The following is a 19,046-nucleotide window of genomic DNA, read 5'->3' as shown; positions in this document are numbered from 1 at the left end:
TTCAAGGGGTTCAGGCCAGCATCGGCGGCCTTTTTTAATGATTCTCGATCGCTGACAATAACGGCGCCCGCAACGACCGCAGCCTCGACCCGTTTTCATGCCCGTGACCATCAAGACCCCCGAGGAGATCGAAAAGATGCGCCTGGCCGGACGCCTCGCGGCGGAGGTCCTGAGGATGATCGAGCCCCACGTCCGGCCCGGCGTGACCACGGGCGAGCTCGACCGCATCTGTCACGACTACATCGTGAACGTGCAGCAGGCCGTGCCTGCCCCCCTGAATTACAAGGGTTTCCCCAAGTCGATCTGCACCTCGGTCAACCACCAGGTGTGCCACGGCATCCCTGGCGAAAAGCGCCTCAAGAAGGGCGACATCGTCAACATCGACATTACCGTGATCAAGGACGGCTACCACGGCGACACGAGCCGGATGTTCTTCGTCGACGAGCCGTCCATCCAGGCCCGGCGGCTGGTGCAGATCACGAAGGAGTGCCTGCACCGCGGGATCGAGCAGGTGCGGCCGGGCGCGCGACTGGGCGACATCGGGCATGCCATCCAGGCCCATGCCGAACGCCATGGGTTCTCGATCGTGCGTGAGTACTGCGGCCACGGAATCGGCAGGGAATTCCACGAGGACCCGCAGGTCCTCCACTACGGGCGGCCCGGCACGGGGATGGAGATCGTCCCGGGCATGACCTTCACCATCGAACCCATGGTGAACGCCGGCGCGCCCGACGTGAAGCTCATGCCGGACAATTGGACGGTGGTGACGCGCGACCACTCCCTGTCGGCGCAGTGGGAACACACGGTCCTGGTGACCGGCACCGGTTGCGAGATTCTCACGCTCGCGCCCGGCGAAGCGGCCTGATGCACGTCGGCAAGGAAGCGATCTTCAAAGCCCGCGAGTTCGACGCCGCCCTCGCGCACACCGATCACCCGCTTCCCCTCTTCCAGTCCGCGCTTGCGAGCGGCCGTGCCGCGCTGAAGGAGGCCTATCTCGGCCACGCGGCGGCGCCCACGATCGTGCGCACGCACGCGGCCCTGGTCGATGCCCTGCTCGTGCGCGCCTGGCGCTGGCATCTGTCCCGCCGGCCCGTCGACGTGCCGGTCGCGCTCGTCGCGGCGGGCGGCTACGGACGGGGCGAGCTGCATCCCGCGTCCGACATCGACATTCTGATCCTGCTCGAAAAGAGCCACGCCGAGCGGGTGCGCGATTTCGTCGAGGAGCTGCTGCGCTTCCTGTGGGACGTCGGCCTCGACGTCGGGCATTCGGTCCGCAACCTGAAGGAGTGCGTGCGCGAGGCGAAGAAGGACATCACTGTCGCCACGAACCTCATGGAGACGCGCCTGCTCCACGGGGATCCGATGCTCTTCGAGCGCATGCGCACGCTCACCCACGCCACGCGCATCTGGCCTTCGGCGCGCTTCTTCAAGGCGAAGCTCGAGGAGCAGCGCGCGCGCCACCGGCGCTTCGACGACACGGGCTACAACCTCGAGCCCAACATCAAGGAAGGTCCCGGCGGGCTGCGCGACATCCAGACGATCGCGTGGGTCACCCAGCGGCACTTCGACACGACCTCGCTGCACGACCTCGTGGAGCTCGAGTTCCTGAGCGAGGAGGAGTATCGCGCCCTCGTGCAATGCCGCAATTTTCTCTGGCGGGTGCGCTGCGGGCTCCATTACCTCGCCGGGCGCCGGGAGGACCGGCTCCTGTTCGATCACCAGCGCGCGCTCGCGCGCCAGTTCGGCTACGTCGACCGCCCCGGCATCCTCGCGGTCGAGCAGTTCATGAAGCGGTACTACCGCACGGTGAAGGAGCTCTCGCTCCTGAACGAGATCCTTCTGCAGCATTTCCAGGAAGCGATGCTCGCGCGCGGGCGCGCCAAGGCGACGCCGATCAATCGGCGCTTCCGCTCGGTGAACGGTTTCCTCGACGTGACGCACCCCCGCGTGTTCGAGCACGCGCCCTACGCGATGCTCGAACTGTTTCTGGTCCTGCAGCAGCAGCCGAAGCTCAAGGGCGTCCGGGCAAACGCGATCCGTCTGCTGCGCGCAAACCTCGACCGGATCGACCATCGCTTCCGCAGGGACCTCGGGTGCCGCAGCCTGTTCATGGAGATCCTGCGTCAGCGCCGCGGCATCACGCACGAGCTGCGTCGCATGAACGCGTACGGGGTGCTCGGGGCGTACATCCCGGTCTTCGGGCGCATCGTCGGCCAGATGCAGCACGACCTCTTCCACGTCTACACGGTCGACCAGCACACCCTGTTCGTCATCCGCAACCTGCGCCGCTTCACGGTGCCGGAGTTCCGCCACGAGTTTCCGCTCGCGAGCGAGCTGATCGAGCGGGTGTTCAAGCCGGAGCGCCTCTACCTCGCGGCGCTGTTCCACGACATCGCCAAGGGACGTGGCGGGGACCACTCCACGCTCGGCGCGCGCGAGGCGGAGGCGTTCTGCCGACTGCACAACCTGAGCGACTACGACACGCGTTTCGTCTCGTGGCTCGTGCGCCACCACCTGCTCATGTCCTGGACCGCCCAGCACCAGGACATCTCCGACCCGGACGTGGTGCTCGCGTTCGCGCGCCAGGTCGGGGACCAGGAGCATCTCGACAGCCTCTACCTCCTGACCGTGGCCGACATGCGCGGAACGAGCCCGCAGGTGTGGAACGCGTGGAAGGGGCGCCTGCTCGCACAGCTCTACGCCGCGACGTCGCGCGTCCTGGACCGCGGGCTCGCGACGCCGGTCGATCTCGACGCCCACGTGGCCGACCTCAAGGCCGAGGCGCTGGCGCTCCTCGAGCCGAGCGGCATTCCCGAGGAGGTCGCGCAGCGCTGCTGGCAGGACTTCGGCCCCGACTACTTCTTGCGCTACGACGCCGAAAGCCTCGCCTGGCAGGTGCAGGAGATCATCCGGGCGGCGAGCACCGCCGAATGGCCCGTCGTCGGGACGCGCTACGGACCGGAGATCGGCGGCACGGAGTTCCTGATCTACACGCCGGATCGCCCGGATCTCTTCGTCATCCTCACGAGCGGTTTCGACCGCATGAACCTGAGCATCGTGGACGCCCGGATTCACACCACGCGGGCCGGGTTCGCCCTCGACACCTTCGTGGTCCTCGACCATGCCGGCGATGCGATCCAGGAGCCGCGGGCCCTCCTCGAGCTGCAACGGGCGATGCGGGAGCACATGCTTAACCCGCGTCCGGGGCGCGATCCGCGGCAGGTGCACCTCGCGCGCACGCTGAAGCATTTTCCGACCGAGACGCGCGTGGCATTCAGTTCCTCGCTCAAGGGTGAGCAGACCGTCATGGAAGTGACGGCACAGGATCGGCCCGGGCTGCTCTACCAGGTCGCGCTCGCGCTCTCCCACTGCAACGTGAACCTCATCGCCGCGAAGGTGTCGACCTACGGCGAGCGCGCCGAGGACGTGTTCTTCATCAACACGCGCGACCGCCGCCCGATCACCGATCAGGCGCAGCTCGATTGTCTGTCCCGCGAGATCTACCGGCGTCTCGGCCAGGCGGCCGCGGACGCCACGCCCGCGTCGGTCGGCTTCTGACTCAGCCCACCAGGCGCCCGAGCAGTCCGGTGACGTGCAGCAGCACGATGAACACGGCGACGGGCGTCACGTAACGGACCAGCACCCACCACAGCCGGTACCCCGTGGGACCCGCATCCAGCTCGCTCTCGGTGGACTTCCGCGACATGCGCCACGCGGCGAACACCGCGATCAGCAGCCCGCCCAGCGGCAGCATCACGTTGGACGTCAGGAAATCCAGGGCTTCGAAGAAGTTGAGCCCGAACAGCGTCGCCCCCGACCACAAATTGAAGGAAAAGACGGTGCCGAGCCCCAGGAACCAGACGGTGACGCCTACCCACGCGCAAGCCCGCACGCGATTCATGCCGCGGTTCTCCACGAGATAAGCCACGGCCGGCTCGACCAGCGAGATGGCCGACGTCCAGGCGGCGAACACGAGCAGCGCGAAGAACAGCGCGCCAAAGAGGCTCCCGCCGGGCATCTGTCCGAAGGCGAGCGGCAGGGACTTGAACGCGAGGCCGGCACCCTGGGCCGGGTCGAGGCCGTTCGCGAAAATGATGGGAAAGATCGCGACACCGGCGAGCAGCGCGACGGTCGTGTCCGCGGCGGCGACCTGTATCGCGGAGCGCGGAATCGAAGCCGTGTGCGGCAGGTACGACCCGTACACCATGATCGCCCCCATCCCGAGACTCAGGCTGAAGAACGCCTGGCCCATCGCCGCGAGCACGCCGGCTCCGGTCAACCGCGCAAAGTCGGGCGCGAACAGGAAGCGAAGCCCCTCCGTGAAATAGCCCGTGTTCATGGAGTAGCCGACCAGAAGCAGCAGGATCAGGAACAGCGCCGGCATCATGAAGCGCACGGCTCGCTCGAGGCCGCTCTTTACCCCGCGCGCAACCACGATCATCGTCATGATCATGAACAGCGTGTGCCAGGCGAGCAGCCGCTCGGGGTCGGAGACGAGCGCGCTGAAGGCGGCGTCGACGGTCCCGGTCGTGGCCCCGGCGAAGAGGCCGCCCGCCATCCGGACGACGTAGGCGAAGGTCCAGCCGCCAATGACGCTGTAGTAAGAGAGGATCAGGAAGCCCGCGAGCACGCCCATCCAGCCCAGCCACTGCCAGTGCGGACTCCGCCCTTCCTCTGCGGCGAGCGTCCGCATGGTGTTGATGGGACTCTGGCGCCCCCGTCGCCCGAGCAGGATCTCGGCGATCATGATGGGCAGACCCACGATCCCCACGGCGAGAAGGTAAACGAGCACAAAGGCCCCGCCGCCGTACTCGCCCGCGAGGTAGGGGAACTTCCAGATGTTGCCCAACCCGATGGCCGAGCCGGCGGCCGCCAGGATGAACGCCCAGCGCGAAGACCACTCGCCGTGGATCGAGGTGCGCCGCACGGTCATCGTCAGGGAATGAGCAACCGCGTCCCCGCGCTCGGTTCCCGGCTGAGCTCGTTTGCGAAACGCAGAACTTCCGCCTGCACCTCGTACCGGCGCGCGATGCTCGCCAGCGTTTCCCCGGGCCGCACGACGTGATGGCGGGCGGCCGCGACCGCGGGCGACGGCTCGTCCGGCAGGCGCGCGACGAACCGCTTGAGACCTCGATAAATTCCTTCGGCCAACCGCCGCTGGAAACCCGCGGTGCGAAGCTTCTTCTCTTCGGTCGGATTGGAGATAAAGGCCACTTCGACCAGCACCGACGGGATGTCCGGCGCCTTGAGCACCATGAAGCCCGCCTGCCGAACGCGTTGATGGTGCACCGGCCCCACACGTTTGAGCTCGGTCAGCAGATCGTCGCCGAGCGAGAGGCTGTCGTGGATCGTCTTGGTGTGGGAGAGATCGAGCAGCACTTTCGCGAGCAGGTCGTCCTTGTCGTTGAGGCTCACGCCGCCGATGAGATCCGAGGCATTCTCCTTGTCGGCGATGAACCTTGCCATCGCGTCGGTTGCGCCTTTCTCGGAGAGCGCGTAAACGGAAGAACCCGACGCCTGTCGTCCGGGAACGGCGTCCGCATGGATCGAGACAAAGACATCCGCGCGATGGTCGCGCGCCTTCTTGAAACGATCGGACAGGCCCACGTAGTAGTCCCCGTCGCGGATCAGCACCGGGCGCATCGTCGGATCTTTCGCCATGCGGCGTGCGAGCTCGCGCGCGACGGCGAGAGTGACCGTCTTCTCGAAGGTGCGATAGCGCCTGCCGACGGCGCCCGGGTCCTCGCCGCCGTGACCGGCGTCGATCGCGATCACGAAGTTGCGCGGCCCCGCCTGGCGCGCCGTCCGCCGGTCGGGCGCCGTGGATGCGGTGGCGACCGCCTCGGCCTTCAGGTCGTGGAGGTCGATCACCAGACGGTGGCCGTACTGTCCCGCCGGCTTGAGCAGGAAGCTCCGCGGTCGCGCCTCCGTCTTCAGATCGAGGACGATGCGCAGCGTGCCCGGATCCGGACGGCCGGTACGCAGCGCCGCGAGGAGCGGGCCGCTCGCGTCGAGCACGGGCAGCTCGCCGCCGAGCACGGCGTCTTCCAGGTCCACCACGATGCGATGCGGGTCGGAGAGCGTGAACAGGCGGTGCTCGACCGGACCGCTGACGTCGAGGACCAGGCGGGTATGATCGGGGGCGCGCCACTGCCGGAGGTTCTGTACCGACACCGCCGCGTGGGCCGGGGCGAAGAAGACCAGAAGGAGGAGAACGGCGCCGAGGACGCGGGCCGGGACATTCATCTCAATTCGCCGAGCAGCGCTTCGCCGGCTTGGGTATGCGCCTCCAGGTGCACGCTGCGTCCCCGGTTATTGTTGAGCAGAATCATAACGTCAAGGTCGGGGGGAGGCAAAACGCCGCCCGCGCGTTCGGGCCACTCGACCACACAGACGTCATTGCCTTGAAGGTAGTCGCGCATGCCCAAGAACTCCAGCTCTTTGGGGTTTTCCAGCCGGTAGAGATCGAAGTGATGGAGCCGGTAGCCATCCAGGGCGTACGGCTCCACCAGAGTGAACGTCGGACTCTTCACCGGACCCTCGTGGCCCAACGCGCGCAGCATCCCGCGGACCAGAGTCGTCTTGCCCGCGCCGAGCGGGCCGCGGACATACACGAGCCGAATACCCGGAAGCGCCGCGGCGAGCCTGGCGCCGAGACGCTCCGTCGCCGCTTCGTCAGCGAGATGGAGGGAGACCGTCGACATGGAGCGAGTGCAATCGCGCACGCAGATACGGGAGGAGATCGGAGGCGAGAAGTCCCGCTTCGCCGCCGCGGGCCGCGTCGTCGCCCGCTGCGGCGTGCGCCCAAACGCCCGCGCAGGCCGCTTCGTAGAGCCCCATGCCCTGCGCCGCCAGTCCCGCCAGCACACCCGTCAGCAGGTCTCCCATGCCTCCGCTCGCCATGCCGGGGTTCCCTCGATCGCAGAGCGCGATCGGGTCCTTCGCGTTTCCGGCGACGAGCGTGCCCGCGCCCTTCAGCACCACCACGCCGCCGAAACGCCCGGCGAGCGCACGGGTTGCGCCCATTCGATCGGCCTGCACTTCCCGGGCGGCGCAATCGAGCAACCTCGCCGCCTCGCCGGGATGCGGCGTGAGTATCCAGTCCGCGCGTTCCTGCAGCTCCGCCGCGAGGAGATTCAACGCGTCCGCGTCGACGACGAGCGGCCGACGCGCGTCCAGTACGGCGCCGAACAGGCGTTGCGCCCAGACGTCGCGGCCCAGCCCGGGGCCGATCGCGATCACGTCCGCCGCTCGCACCAACGGCGCGAGATCCGCCGGCTGCGCGACGCCGTGCACGATCAGCTCGGCGCGCGCGGCCGCCACCGCAGCCACGCTGGATGGATGTGCGGCGACGGTCACGAGCCCGGCGCCCGCGCGGCAGGCCGCCTCGCCGCAGAGTCGCGCTGCGCCCGGCATGGTCTCGCCGCCTCCGACCACCAGTACGCGCCCGTAGTCGCCCTTGTGACCGTGGCGCGCACGCGGGCGGAACAGCGTGGCCAGCCATTCGAACGCAATGCGTCGGGCGGCCGGAGTCGTCGCGGCGTAAACCGCGTCCGGTACGTCGAGGTCATCCAGGTAGATCCGGCCGGCCAGTTCCGGTCCTGCTCCCGTATAGAGCCCGACCTTGGCGCCGATGAACGTCATCGTCGCATCGGCCCGGACGCCGGCACCCATCACGCCACCCGTGTCGGCGTTGAGTCCGGACGGAACATCGACGGCGAGGACCGGGCGCGCGGCACGGTTGATCGCCGCAATGGCGGCCAGATGAGCCCCTCCGACGTCCCGCGTCAGTCCCGTCCCCAGCAGCGCGTCGACGATCGCGTCGGCGTCATCGGGCACGCCGCGATCGAAATCCCGGATCTCGACGCCGGCCTGAGCGCAGGCCTCGAAGGCCGCGCGCGCCGCGCCCTGGTCGGGGCGCCCGACGGCGAGCACGAGCGGGGCGAGGCCCGCCTCCTTCGCCCGGCGAGCCAGGACGTATCCGTCGCCCCCGTTGTTCCCGCTCCCGCAGACCGCGACCGGACGTCGGGCGCGCGGCCAGAGCGTGCGCAACAGGGCCAGCGTGGCCTCCCCCGCCCTCGCCATGAGGGTGCCCGCCGGAATGCCTTCGAGCTCGACGGCCTGCCGGTCGATCTCGCGCACCTGCGCGGCCGTGTACAGGTACTCGGGTCGGAGCAGCTTCGCCATAAGTAATATGATAGGGCTTATGGAGACCGCGAACGACGCCGGAACGCGCCGCATCGGGCCCGACCCGGGCGAGCTCGCCCGCATGATTAAGGGCTGGGGGCGGGAGCTCGGCTTTCAGCACATCGGCATCACCGACACCGATCTGACGGAGGCCGAAGCGCATCTCCTCGACTGGCTCGGGCGCGGGTGGCATGGCGAGATGGCCTGGATGGGTGCGCACGGGACGCGGCGCAGCCGCCCCGACGAGCTCGTCCCCGGCACGCTGCGCGTGATCTCCGCGCGCCTCGACTATCTTCCCGCGGCCGCACCCGCCCGATCGGTGCTCGAGGACCCGGTCGCCGCCTTCGTCTCGCGCTACGCCCTCGGCCGCGACTATCACCGCGTCCTGCGCGCCCGGCTCCAGAAGCTCGCCGAACGCATCGAGGCCCGGGTCGGTGGTTTCCGGTATCGCGTGTTCACCGACAGCGCCCCCGTGCTCGAAAAGGCGATCGCCGAGAAAGCGGGCCTGGGCTGGATCGGAAAGCACACGAATTTGATCAACCGCGAGGCCGGTTCGTGGTTCTTCCTCGGCGAGATCTATACCGACCTGCCGCTTCCGATCGACGAGCCGGCCGCCAATCACTGCGGTACCTGCCGCGCCTGCCTCGATGTCTGCCCGACGCGGGCGATCGTCGCGCCATACCGGCTCGATGCCCGTCGTTGCATCTCGTACCTCACGATCGAGCTGCGCGGATCGATTCCGGAGGAGCTTCGGCCGCTGATCGGCAACCGGATCTTCGGCTGCGACGACTGCCAGCTCGTGTGTCCCTGGAACCGCTTCGGGCGCATCACCGGCGAGAGCGACTTCGCGCCGCGCCACGGCCTCGATGCGCGGCGGCTCGTCGACCTGTTCGCGTGGACCGAAGACGAGTTCCTGAAGCGAACCGAGGGAAGCGCGATCCGGCGCACGGGCTACGAAGGGTGGCTGCGGAACATTGCGGTCGCCTTGGGCAATGCGCGCGCGACGGAGGACGTCGTCGCCGCACTGCGCTCGCGTTCCCACCACCCCTCGGAACTCGTTCGCGAGCACGTGCAATGGGCGCTCGCGCGGCTCGGTCAGGGCGCGTAACGACCGCCGGAGCTCGTCGGTTCGAGCGTGTCGCTTCTCCGTCCGCCCCAGACGATCATCTCGCTGCCTGTCCACACCGCGGTGTGATCGGTTCGCGCCAGCGGCGCATTCGGGATGGCCGTTTCTCGCCAGACGTTCGCGAGCGGTCGATACCGCCCGCCGCTCAGCCCGTCGAAGGAATCACGCCCGCCCCATACGATCATCTCGTAGCCCGTCCAGACGAACGTGTGAGCCGCCCGGGACGTCGGCGCGTCGGTCGTCGGGATCAGGGTCCAGGTGTTCGTGCCCGGGTCATAGCGCGCACCGTCCTGCAACATCCCGAAATCGCCGGTTCCTCCCCACACGACCATCTCCGATCCGGTCCACACCGCCGTATGATCGCGGCGGGCCAGCGGTGCATTCGTTACCGGAATTTCAGACCAGGTGTTCGTACTCGGTCGATAACGCCCCCCGGTGTTCGTCAGCTGTCCTCCCGTTATCTCGCCGCCCCATACGATCATTTCTTCGCCGGTCCAGACGGCGCTGTGATGCCGGCGGGGAAACGGCGCGCGGGAGCCCGCGCCGTGCGCGGTCGGAGTCCATTGATCCGGCCGATACAACCCGCCGGTGTTGGTGAGCTGGTTGCCCCCCGTCTCGCCGCCCCACACGATCATTTCGGTTCCCGTCCAGACGGCGGTATGGTGTCGACGGGGCAACGGCACGCCGCTCAGGGGAGCGTCGGCGGTCGCCGCCCAACCGGCGCTCCCGGGTAGGTGACGCGCTCCGGTGTTCGTCACTTGGCCGAGGTCGATCTCGCCGCCCCAGACGATCATCTCGGTCCCGGTCCATACCGCGGTGTGGTCGCGACGCGCCAAGGGCGCGCCGGTTTGCGGAGTGGGCGCCCAGATATCGTTCACCGGTTCGTATCGTCCGCCGGTGTTCGTGAGCCGCCCGTTCGTCGTTTCGCCGCCCCACGCGATCATCTCGCTCCCCGTCCACACCGCGGTGTGGCGGGTGCGGCCCTCGGGCGCCGATGCGGTGGATGTCGCTCGCCACGCGTCCGTTTCAGCGACGAAGTTCCAGGTGACGTCCTCGCCGAGCGGATTGCCCGCGCGGTCGCTGATCGCCCCGCTGAGCACGGCAGTGTAGGCGGTCGAGCGCGCCAGCGGTTGCGTCGGGTTGAAGCGCACGCTCCGACCGCTGGTCGCGACGGCACCGGGGACCGGTACGCCGCTTGCGCTCAGACCGAAGCGTGTCTCATCGACGGTCCCCGCGTCGATGACCTCGCTGAAGGTAGCCGACAGAGTGTGGTCCAGGGGCACGCCGACGACGTCGGCAGGAGGGTCGGTTTCGATCACGCGGGGCGGAGTGGTATCCGGCTCGCTGCCGCCGCCGGTGCCGCTCCCGCTACCGCTGCCTGGTACGCTCCCGTCGCCGCTCCCGTTGCTGCCGCATGCGGCGAGGATCAGCAAGGTGCCGAGGCACGCTGCTCTGGGCGCTTCCGAACGCCGCATGGAGCCCTCCCATTACTTCTCGACCCGGAGGAACCGGTCGCGATAGTAGCGCAGTTCCTCGATCGATTCCCTGATGTCATCCAGCGCACGATGGGTATTCTTCTTGACGAGCCCGCCGGCCAGGTCGGGACGCCAGCGCGCGGCCAGTTCCTTGAGGGTACTGACGTCGAGATTCCGGTAGTGAAACCAGGCTTCCAGCTCCGGCATGTACCGGGCGAGGAAACGCCGGTCCTGGCAGATGCTGTTGCCGCACATCGGGGAGCGGTTCTTCGAGACGTACCGGCCGAGGAACTCCAGGGACAGCCGCTCGGCCTCCCTTTCGTCGACGGCGGACGCCTTGACTCGGTCGATCAGGCCGCTCGCGCCGTGCGTGCGCCGGTTCCAGTCGTCCATGGCATCGAGCAGTTCGCTCGGCTGGTGGACCGCGATCACCGGCCCTTCCGCGACGACGTTGAGGGCCGCGTCGGTGACGATGGTGGCCATCTCGATGATGCGATCCCGTTCCGGATTTAACCCCGTCATCTCTAAGTCAATCCAGATCAGCGCGTGCGGGTCGAGCCCGCCGTAACGCGTTTGGGACATCCTGAAACTCCAGGGTTAAACTAGGTCAAAACGGATCATAACACCGCTTCTTTATGAATACGTTCACGTCGATCTTCCTCGCGGTTCTGGGACTGATGCTCGCGACCCAGCTGTGGCTGGCATGGCGGCACATCCGCCATGTGGAGGCCCGTCGTCAGTCCGTGCCGGGCACCTTCGAGGGCCGCATTCCCCTGGATGCGCACCGCAAGGCCGCCGACTACACGGTCGCGCGCACGCGTCTCGGGCAGATCGACGACGCCTACGGCGCGGTGCTGCTGCTCGTGCTCACGGTGGGCGGCGGGCTCTCCCTCCTCGATCGATTCTGGCGCGCGCTGCTGGACGCGGAGATCGCCGTCGGCACGTTGTATCTGGTGAGCCTTTTCGTGATCCTCGGCCTGCTGGAGCTCCCCCTCAGTCTTTACCGGACCTTCGTGATCGAGCAGCGTTTCGGCTTCAACCGCTCCACACCGGCCCTGTTCGCGAGCGACCTGCTCAAGAAGTTCCTGCTCGGTCTCGTTCTCGGCGCACCGCTTGCCGCCGCGGCGCTCTGGCTCATGCAGGCGATGGGCTCCCGCTGGTGGCTCTACGTCTGGGCGCTGTGGATGGGCTTCAGCCTGTTCATGGTCTGGGCCTATCCCGCTCTCATCGCGCCGCTTTTCAACCGCTTCAAGCCGCTGGAGCGCGATGCGCTGCGCAGCCGGTTGCAGTCCCTGCTCGAGCGCACGGGGTTTCGGAGCGAAGGCATTTTCGTCATGGACAGCTCGCGGCGCACCGCGCACGGCAACGCTTTCTTCACCGGCTTCGGCCGCGCCAAGCGCGTGGTGTTCTTCGACAGCCTGCTCGACATTCTCGACGAGAAGGAGGTCGAGGCCGTCGTCGCGCACGAGCTCGGTCACTTCAAGCTCAAGCACATCGCGAAGCGCCTGCTGCTCATGGCGCTCGTCGGCCTCGCCGCGCTCGCCCTGCTCGGCTGGTTGATCGGGCAGCCGTGGTTCTACGGCGGCCTCGGCGTCTCGCATCCTTCCAATCACGCGGCGCTCGCCCTGTTCCTGCTCGTCGGGCCCGTTTTCACGTTCTTCCTCAGCCCGCTTCTCGCGCGCAGCTCGCGCCGCCATGAGTACGAGGCCGACGCCTTCGCCGCGCGCGAAAGCGACGTACAGGCCCTCATCAACGCGCTGGTGAAGCTCTACAAGGATAACGCCGCGACGCTCACGCCCGATCCGCTGCATTCGGCGTTTTACGACTCGCACCCCCCGGCGGCGGCGCGCATCGCCCACCTGCTCGGCAAGGCCGCCTGAGGTCCGCATGCGCGTTCTTCCAGTCGCCACGACGCTGGCCCTCGCGGTTCTCTTTCTTCCGCCCGCCGTGTTTTCGTCAGCCCTGCTGCCCGGCGACGCCGGTCGGGGAAAGTCGCTGCACGACGCGCAATGCACCGCCTGCCATGACAGCAGCGTGTACACGCGCGCGAACCGCCGCGTAAAGAGCGTCGAGGGCTTGATCGGCCAGGTCGAATTCTGCAACCGCAATCTCGGCGGCAAGCTGAGCCGCGAGCAGATGAACGATCTCGTGCAGTACCTGAACCAGGCGTACTACAAGTTCGAATAAGACGGAGACCGTCATGTCAGATCTCAAGCAAGAGCACTGCAAACCGTGCGAGGGCGGCGTCGATCCGCTGGACAGGACCGCGGCGCAGAACCTGTTGAGCCAGGCCAGAGGCTGGACGCTCAACGACCCGGCGACGGAGATCAGCCGGACGTACAGCTTCAAGAACTTCTACGAGACCATGGCGTTCGTGAACGCCCTCGCCTGGGTGGCGCACAAGGAAGACCATCACCCGGATCTCGAGGTCGGCTACAAGCGCTGCCGCGTGCGCTACACGACGCACGCGATCAAGGGCCTGTCGATGAACGATTTCATCTGTGCGGCGAAGGTCAACGATCTGATCGGCGAATAGACCGGTTGCGCACGGAGGCGCCATGGCCGAGGCACGCGTCGCACTGATCACGGGCGGGGCCCAGGGCATTGGGCGCGGGATCGCCGAGCGCTTTCTGCACGACGGGCTGCGCGTCGCCATGCTTGATTTCGACCAAGAGGCCGGCCGCGAAACGGCCGCCGAGCTCGGCGAGCGCGGACCGGTATTCTACGTGCCCGGCGACGTCGGTCGGGAGGAGGACGTGCAGCGCTGTATCGAGGCGGTGCTGGCGCGCTACACGCGACTCGACGTGCTCGTCAACAATGCGGGCACAACGCGCTTCAAGCCGCTCGCGGAGGTGAGCCTCGCGGAATGGCGCCACATCCTCGATACGAACCTCACCGGCGCCTTTCTCTGCGCCAAGTACGCCGAGCCGCACCTGCGGCGGGCCAGGGGCGCGGTCGTCAACATCGCTTCCACCCACGCGCTGATGTCGATCCCGGGCGCGGAGGCCTATGCCGCGTCGAAGGGCGGAATCGTCGCCCTGACCCACGCGCTGGCGCTGAGCCTTGGCCCCGACGTGCGTGTGAACTGCGTGAGCCCGGGCTGGATCGACGTCAGTGCATGGAAAAAGAAGAGCGTCCGCAAGCCGTCCGCCATCGGCGCCGAGGATCAGCGGCAGCATCCGGCCGGCCGCGTCGGTCGCCCCGAAGACGTGGCCGCGGCCGTCGCCTATCTTGTTTCGACCGAAGCGGGATTCGTAACCGGCGCCAACTTCGTGCTGGACGGGGGAATGACGCGCAAGATGGTCTATGTCTAGACCGGTGCGCGGCTACGCCTCGCGCCGGCCGCTCAGGGCGCGGGCGAGGGTCATGCGGTCGGTATACTCCAGCTCGCCGCCGATGGGGACACCGTAGGCGATGCGCGTCGCCTTGATGTTGCGCTGGCGCACGAGCTCGCCGATGTAGTGCGCGGTCGCTTCGCCTTCGACCGTCAGATTCGTCGCGAGCACGACCTCCTTGACCCCGCCTTCGTCCAGCAGCGCCTCGAGCCGCGGGATCCCGATGTCCTCCGGACCGATGCCGTCGAGCGGCGAGAGACGGCCCATCAGCACGAAGTAGAGCCCGTTGTACACGCCCGACTGGTCGAGCGAGATCAGGTCCGAGGGCGACTCCACGATGCACAGCAGCGAGCCGTCGCGGCGCGGCGAGCTGCAGATGTCGCACAGCTCCGACTCGCTGAAGTTGTTGCACCGGCGACAGCGGATAACACGCTCGACGGCCTCGCTGAGCGCCTGCGCGATCCGGCGCGCGCCTTCGCGGTCCCGCTCGAGCAGGTGGAAGGCCATGCGCTGCGCGCTCTTCGGGCCGACGCCGGGCAGCCGGCGCAGCGCCTGCTTGAGGGCCTCGAGGGCAGGAATGTCACTCATGATTTCAGAATGGGAGCTTGAGTCCCGGGATGTTCAGTCCTGCGCTCAGTCCCGCCATCTTCTCCTGCGTCGCCTTCTCGACCTTGCGCACCGCGTCGTTCATCGCCGCGGCGACGAGGTCCTCCAGGACCTCCTTGTCGTCGCTCAGGAGCGAAGGATCGATCTGCACGCGCTTGACGTCGTAGCGGCAGGTCATCGTGATGCTCACCATCCCCCCACCGGCGTTGCCGGTGACTTCGATCGACGCAAGCTCTTCCTGGGCCTTGCGCAGGTTCTCCTGCATCGCCTGCGCCTGCTTCATGAGATTGCCGAGTCCGCCTTTCATGACTGCCTCGCCGTGCCTGCCGGTTTGATGGTATCGGGGTTGACGCGCGCGTTGAACTTCTCCCGCAGCGCGCGCACGTTTGGATCGCTGTTGATCGCCTCGACGGCCGCCTGCTGGCGCTCGTCGCGCGAGCGCGCCCGCTGTTGCGCCGGGGTTTCGGCGGGCGGTTTCCCGACGCGGATCGAAAGCCTGACGCTTTGCCCGAAGTGCCGATCGAGCGCCTGCTTCAGGCTGGCTTCGCGGTCCTTGCTGAGGAATTGCCCGCAGCTTTCGTCGAGCACCAGACTGACCATCTCGTTCGACAGCGTCTCGGGCGCGGTGTTGTTCGCGAGCTCGCGCACGAGCCCGGCGAGTCCGAGCGCCTCGACAATGGCCGCCCAGTCGCCGGTCGTGGCCACGACCGGCGATTCGGCCGGCGTGGAGGGTGACGGCCGAGTCGCGCTCGAGACCGACGGCGCGGTGGCCGGCGCGCGCGCAAGGTCGGCCCTCGTGTTCCGCCCGCCCTCGCCCGCTTGCGACCTCTCGGGTCCGGCGGAGGCCGGCGCCGGACGAAACGCGAGCATGCGCAGGAGGGTCATCTCGACGCCCGTACGCGGGTCGGTGGCGAGCGGTAGATCCCGGCACCCGAGCAGGCCGATCTGGTAATAAAGCTGGACGTCTTCGGGGCCGATGGCGGCGGCGTGCGGACGCAGCCGCTCGGCCTCATCCTCGGCGACCAGCGACGGGTCGGCCTGGAGAAGCGCGATGCGGTGCAGCGCCATGAGCATCTCGTCGAGCAGCCCCGTGCAGTCGATCCCGTGATCCGCCACGTCCCGCACGACCGCCAGGAGCTCCCGGGCTTCGCCTGCCGACAGGGCGCTCAGCACCCGGTCGATCGCGTCCTGGTCGATGGTGCCGAGCATCGCGCGCACGTCCGCTTCGTTGAGCTGGCCGCCGCCAAAGGCGATCGCCTGGTCGAGCAGAGAGAGCCCGTCCCGCATGCTGCCGTCGGCGGCGCGCGCGAGCAACCGTATCGAATCGCGGTCGTGAGCGATGGTTTCGGCTTCGAGGATCTTCTCCAACTGCGCTGCAATCTCGTCCGGCGAGAGGCGCTTGAGGCTGAACTGCAGGCAGCGGGACAGTACCGTCACCGGAAGCTTCTGCGGATCGGTAGTCGCCAGCAGGAACTTCACGTGGGGCGGCGGCTCTTCCAGCGTCTTCAAGAGCGCGTTGAAGCTGTGGCCCGACAACATGTGCACCTCGTCGATGAGGTACACCTTGTAGCGGCCGCGCGTCGGCGCGTACTGGACGTTTTCGAGCAGCTCGCGCGTGTCGTCGACCTTGGTGCGCGAGGCCGCGTCGACCTCGAGCAGATCGATGAACCTGCCTTCGTCCACTTCGACGCAGGCACTGCACTTCCCGCACGGCTGCGAGGTCACGCCGGTCTCGCAGTTGAGCGACTTCGCGAGGATCCGCGCGATGGTCGTCTTGCCGACGCCCCGCGTACCGGTGAACAGAAACGCGTGATGCAGGCGATCGCGCTCGAGCGCGTTGACCAGCGGACGGACGACGTGGGATTGGCCGACGAGCTCCGCGAAGGTACGCGGGCGCCACTTGCGTGCCAGCACCTGATAGCTCATCGGATCTCGAAGAAACCTTTCAATTCGGGTGGCGGCTCAAGCCAGCCGCACCCCGGTACCCGGGTCGGCTGCTGCGGCTGCTTCCTTCCGGACCTGACCGGGTTCACAGCTCCCCGTCACCGGGGGGACCGGCCCTCGCCGCCATAAGAAGGGGCAGTTTAACATGTCGACGATGGGGGCGGAGCATTGGCGACATAACGGGCGAGTACTGCAATGGCGGAGAGGGAGGGATTGCTCGGCGCATCCCTGCGCCTCGCCCCTTCGGGGCCGCCGCTACGCGGCGTCCAAAATCGCTCCCGGCGATGTTGTCGAACCTAGGGTTCTCATCGGGCCGCCCCCTCCTTACAAAAGTGAAAGGGGCCGAGTGGCCCCTTTCACTTTTTGTATGGCGGAGAGGGAGGGATTGACTCGGGCGCGTCCTGCGCCCTCGCCCTTCGGGCGCCGTCGCGCGCGACGGCGCCCAAATCGGCAATCCTGCCGATTTGTCGAACCGAGGGTTCTCATCGGGCCGCCCCCTCCGTACAAAAGTGAAAGGGGCCGAGTGGCCCCTTTCACTTTTGTATGGCGGAGAGGGAGGGATTCGAACCCTCGGTACGGTTTTGCCGTACACACACTTTCCAGGCGTGCTCCTTAAACCGCTCGGACACCTCTCCGGGAAGCGGCGGAAGGTTAAACCACGTGCACGCACCGTGCAATTAAGGCGAAGAGGTGTCGAGGGAGGGATTGCCCGGCGCATCCCTGCGCCTCGCCCCTTCGGGGCCGCCGCTGCGCGGCGTCCAAAATCGCTCCCGGCGATTTTGTCGAACCCTCGGTACGGTTTTGCCGTACACACACTTTCCAGGCGTGCTCCTTAAACCGCTCGGACACCTCTCCGGGAAGGGGCGGAAGGTTAAACCACGTGCAATCGCCGTGCAATGAAGCCGATGTGCCGCGAGGAGTGACGGCGGCGATGCGTGGACCCCCGCAAAACCCGACGCTAGACTAGCGTGACGTCGACGGCCTTGAACAGGAATGTCCCGCTTTCCCTCGTCGGACGACCTCACGGCGCACCTTGCGCAGTCCAGCACGCCCTACCACGACCCGGTGGGCCGCGTTCGGTGGGACCGCCTGCGGGTCGACCAGTACTGGTTGCCCCCGGAAGCCCTGTCGCTCCATGGCCTGCCCGAGTTCATGCAGTTACCCGAGCTGCAGCGCATTCGCCTTTCGCAGTACGAGTTCCTCAACTTCCTGGAAGCCGGTCTCTGGCTCGAGGGCATGTTCATGGAGCGCATCGCGCGCTCGCTGGCCCACCGCTCGCCCGATCGCGTCGCGCTCCGGTACCGGCTGCACGAGTTGCGCGAGGAAGCAGGCCACAGCCTCATGTTTCTCGAGCTGATGGAACGAAGCGGGCTCTACATTCCGGCCCATTGTCGTCGGTCGGTGCCGCTCGCACATCTCTTCGGTCGCTACGCCCCTCTCGAGTCCCTGGCTTTCTGGCTCGCGGTGCTGATCGGCGAGGAGATTCCCGACCGGCTGAACCGCTATATCCGGCGTCACGGCCAGGCCGTGTGTCCGGTTGTCGTCGACATGAGCACGGCGCACATGATCGACGAGGCCCGTCACATCAACTACGCCCGGCAGCTGATCGACGAGAGATTGAAAGACGTGAGGCCGTGGCGAAGCGTCGGCGTGCGCACCGTGATACAGCGTCTCCTCCGGCAGTTCGTTTCGGTCTTCTACTACCCGGCCGCACCGGTGTACGAGCTGGCCGGACTCGGTCCGGGTCGCCGCTGGCTCGCCGCCGCGCGCAAGAACGCGCACCATCTCGCTTTCATCGAGTCCTGCGTGGGGCCGACACTGCAGCTGTTGCGAGAACGGGGTTTCGACGTGCGATGGCGGAAATGAAGAACGGGACCTGTCGCCAAAGGTGAAAGTCTCCGAAACCGACGATTCGTGTCGGGTTCCCTCGCCATACAACGTAAAAGAGGCCTGCCGGCCCCTTCACTCTTTTATGGTGGAGAGGGAGAGATCGACTCGGGCGCGTCCTGCGCCCTCGCCCTTCGGGCGCCGTCGCGCGCGACGGCGTCCAAATCGGCAGTCCTGCCGATTTGTCGAACCGAGGGGTCTCATCGGGCCGCCCCCTCCTTACAAAAGTGAAAGGGGCCGAGTGGCCCCTTTCACTTTTTGTATGGCGGAGAGGGAGGGATTCGAACCCTCGATGCGGTTACCCGCATACTGGTTTTCGAGACCAGCGCCTTCAACCACTCGGCCACCTCTCCGGTCGCGTCTTCACTCGCTGCGTGCCGGGTAACGTCCCTGTCCCGCCCCCCAGTTCGGCTTCCTGCCGCCGCTTGCCCGGTTTCAGGGGGCGTGTAGCTTACGGAAAGTATGCCTCCTTAACAATATGAAACG

At 67.3% G+C, this 19,046-nt stretch carries 17 protein-coding genes, 3 tRNA genes and 1 other RNA gene; 8 read left to right on the top strand and 13 right to left on the bottom strand.

Annotated elements, in window-relative coordinates; all coding sequences use genetic code 11:
* The first annotated feature begins 97 nt into the window (after positions 1-97).
* Complete coding sequence (map, locus tag SVA_RS07895; protein WP_096460717.1) at positions 98-865, top strand: type I methionyl aminopeptidase; 768 nt, start codon at positions 98-100, stop codon at positions 863-865.
* Positions 865-3,558 carry a [protein-PII] uridylyltransferase gene (glnD, locus tag SVA_RS07890; protein ID WP_096460716.1) on the top strand — a complete coding sequence of 898 codons (2,694 nt, stop codon included), beginning with the start codon at positions 865-867 and terminating at the stop codon, positions 3,556-3,558. Before map ends, glnD begins: the two co-directional genes overlap by 1 nt.
* A 1-nt stretch (position 3,559) precedes the next feature.
* Here the strand turns inward: glnD and SVA_RS07885 are convergent, their stop codons facing one another.
* From SVA_RS07885 to SVA_RS07870, 4 genes are read right to left on the bottom strand one after another with little or no spacing between them, the layout of a single operon-like run.
* Entirely contained in the window at positions 3,560-4,933 is a 1,374-nt protein-coding gene (locus tag SVA_RS07885) for a sodium-dependent transporter (RefSeq protein WP_096460715.1), read from the bottom strand.
* A gap of 2 nt (positions 4,934-4,935) precedes the next feature.
* Positions 4,936-6,246 (bottom strand): N-acetylmuramoyl-L-alanine amidase, encoded by a 1,311-nt coding sequence (locus SVA_RS07880; protein WP_096460714.1) that lies wholly within the window; start codon positions 6,244-6,246, stop codon positions 4,936-4,938.
* A complete protein-coding gene (gene tsaE / locus SVA_RS07875) occupies positions 6,243-6,704 on the bottom strand; it encodes a tRNA (adenosine(37)-N6)-threonylcarbamoyltransferase complex ATPase subunit type 1 TsaE (RefSeq protein WP_096460713.1) in 462 nt (153 codons plus the stop codon). The genes SVA_RS07880 and tsaE overlap by 4 nt, the downstream gene beginning before the upstream one ends.
* Complete coding sequence (locus SVA_RS07870) at positions 6,676-8,187, bottom strand: NAD(P)H-hydrate dehydratase (RefSeq protein WP_096460712.1); 1,512 nt, start codon at positions 8,185-8,187, stop codon at positions 6,676-6,678. Before SVA_RS07870 ends, tsaE begins: the two co-directional genes overlap by 29 nt.
* Before the next feature lie 19 nt (positions 8,188-8,206).
* Here SVA_RS07870 and queG point away from each other — a divergent pair, with 19 nt between their 5' ends.
* Positions 8,207-9,295 carry a tRNA epoxyqueuosine(34) reductase QueG gene (queG, locus tag SVA_RS07865; protein ID WP_096460711.1) on the top strand — a complete coding sequence of 363 codons (1,089 nt, stop codon included), beginning with the start codon at positions 8,207-8,209 and terminating at the stop codon, positions 9,293-9,295.
* On the opposite strand, the gene SVA_RS07860 is transcribed toward queG, so the two are convergent.
* Together SVA_RS07860 and orn are read right to left on the bottom strand one after the other, a co-directional pair.
* The gene (locus tag SVA_RS07860; RefSeq protein ID WP_096460710.1) at positions 9,283-10,788 is read right to left on the bottom strand and encodes a Kelch repeat-containing protein; all 1,506 of its coding nucleotides are present in this window, start codon (positions 10,786-10,788) and stop codon (positions 9,283-9,285) included. The two genes, queG and SVA_RS07860, sit on opposite strands and share 13 nt — an antisense overlap.
* 12 nt (positions 10,789-10,800) lie before the next feature.
* Complete coding sequence (gene orn / locus SVA_RS07855; RefSeq protein WP_096460709.1) at positions 10,801-11,370, bottom strand: oligoribonuclease; 570 nt, start codon at positions 11,368-11,370, stop codon at positions 10,801-10,803.
* A 53-nt stretch (positions 11,371-11,423) separates the two neighbouring features.
* Between orn and SVA_RS07850 the strand changes: the two genes are divergently transcribed.
* Genes SVA_RS07850 through SVA_RS07835 form a run of 4 tightly spaced genes read left to right on the top strand, consistent with a single transcriptional unit; the run spans position 11,424 to position 14,102 of the window.
* Positions 11,424-12,668: a M48 family metallopeptidase gene (locus SVA_RS07850; protein ID WP_096460708.1), complete on the top strand. Its 1,245-nt coding sequence runs from the start codon at positions 11,424-11,426 to the stop codon at positions 12,666-12,668.
* A gap of 7 nt (positions 12,669-12,675) precedes the next feature.
* Positions 12,676-12,975, top strand: a complete 300-nt coding sequence (locus tag SVA_RS07845; protein WP_096460707.1) for a c-type cytochrome — start codon at positions 12,676-12,678, stop codon at positions 12,973-12,975.
* A gap of 13 nt (positions 12,976-12,988) precedes the next feature.
* Positions 12,989-13,324, top strand: coding sequence for a 4a-hydroxytetrahydrobiopterin dehydratase (locus SVA_RS07840; protein ID WP_096460706.1), 336 nt, complete (start codon positions 12,989-12,991; stop codon positions 13,322-13,324).
* Positions 13,325-13,346: 22 nt separating this feature from the next.
* A complete protein-coding gene (locus tag SVA_RS07835) occupies positions 13,347-14,102 on the top strand; it encodes an SDR family NAD(P)-dependent oxidoreductase (RefSeq protein ID WP_096460705.1) in 756 nt (251 codons plus the stop codon).
* Positions 14,103-14,114: 12 nt separating this feature from the next.
* Here the strand turns inward: SVA_RS07835 and recR are convergent, their stop codons facing one another.
* The 6 genes from recR to SVA_RS19430 all read right to left on the bottom strand — a co-directional run bounded on the left by recR (position 14,115) and on the right by SVA_RS19430 (position 17,528).
* Entirely contained in the window at positions 14,115-14,711 is a 597-nt protein-coding gene (gene recR, locus SVA_RS07830; protein ID WP_096460704.1) for a recombination mediator RecR, read from the bottom strand.
* A gap of 4 nt (positions 14,712-14,715) precedes the next feature.
* A complete protein-coding gene (locus SVA_RS07825; RefSeq protein ID WP_096460703.1) occupies positions 14,716-15,036 on the bottom strand; it encodes a YbaB/EbfC family nucleoid-associated protein in 321 nt (106 codons plus the stop codon).
* On the bottom strand, positions 15,033-16,655 hold the full coding sequence (dnaX, locus tag SVA_RS07820; RefSeq protein ID WP_096460702.1) for a DNA polymerase III subunit gamma/tau: 1,623 nt from the start codon (positions 16,653-16,655) through the stop codon (positions 15,033-15,035). The genes SVA_RS07825 and dnaX overlap by 4 nt, the downstream gene beginning before the upstream one ends.
* Positions 16,656-16,691: 36 nt before the next feature.
* An RNA gene (ffs, locus tag SVA_RS07815) (signal recognition particle sRNA small type) lies at positions 16,692-16,789 on the bottom strand.
* Positions 16,790-17,217: 428 nt separating this feature from the next.
* Positions 17,218-17,308 (bottom strand) — tRNA-Ser (locus SVA_RS07810).
* A gap of 56 nt (positions 17,309-17,364) precedes the next feature.
* Positions 17,365-17,528: transfer RNA gene (locus tag SVA_RS19430), tRNA-Ser, on the bottom strand.
* Positions 17,529-17,666: 138 nt separating this feature from the next.
* On the opposite strand from SVA_RS19430, the gene SVA_RS07805 reads away from it, so the two are divergent.
* Complete coding sequence (locus tag SVA_RS07805; RefSeq protein ID WP_096460701.1) at positions 17,667-18,539, top strand: diiron oxygenase; 873 nt, start codon at positions 17,667-17,669, stop codon at positions 18,537-18,539.
* 284 nt (positions 18,540-18,823) lie between these two features.
* Here SVA_RS07805 and SVA_RS07800 read toward each other — a convergent pair.
* Positions 18,824-18,913 (bottom strand) — tRNA-Ser (locus SVA_RS07800).
* Positions 18,914-19,046: the final 133 nt, after the last annotated feature.

The organism is Sulfurifustis variabilis, from assembly GCF_002355415.1.
In the GTDB taxonomy this organism is placed as follows: Bacteria; Pseudomonadota; Gammaproteobacteria; order Acidiferrobacterales; family Sulfurifustaceae; genus Sulfurifustis; species Sulfurifustis variabilis.
The sequence above is the reverse complement of the archived record's forward strand: the minus strand, read 5'-3'. Positions and strand labels throughout refer to the sequence as shown.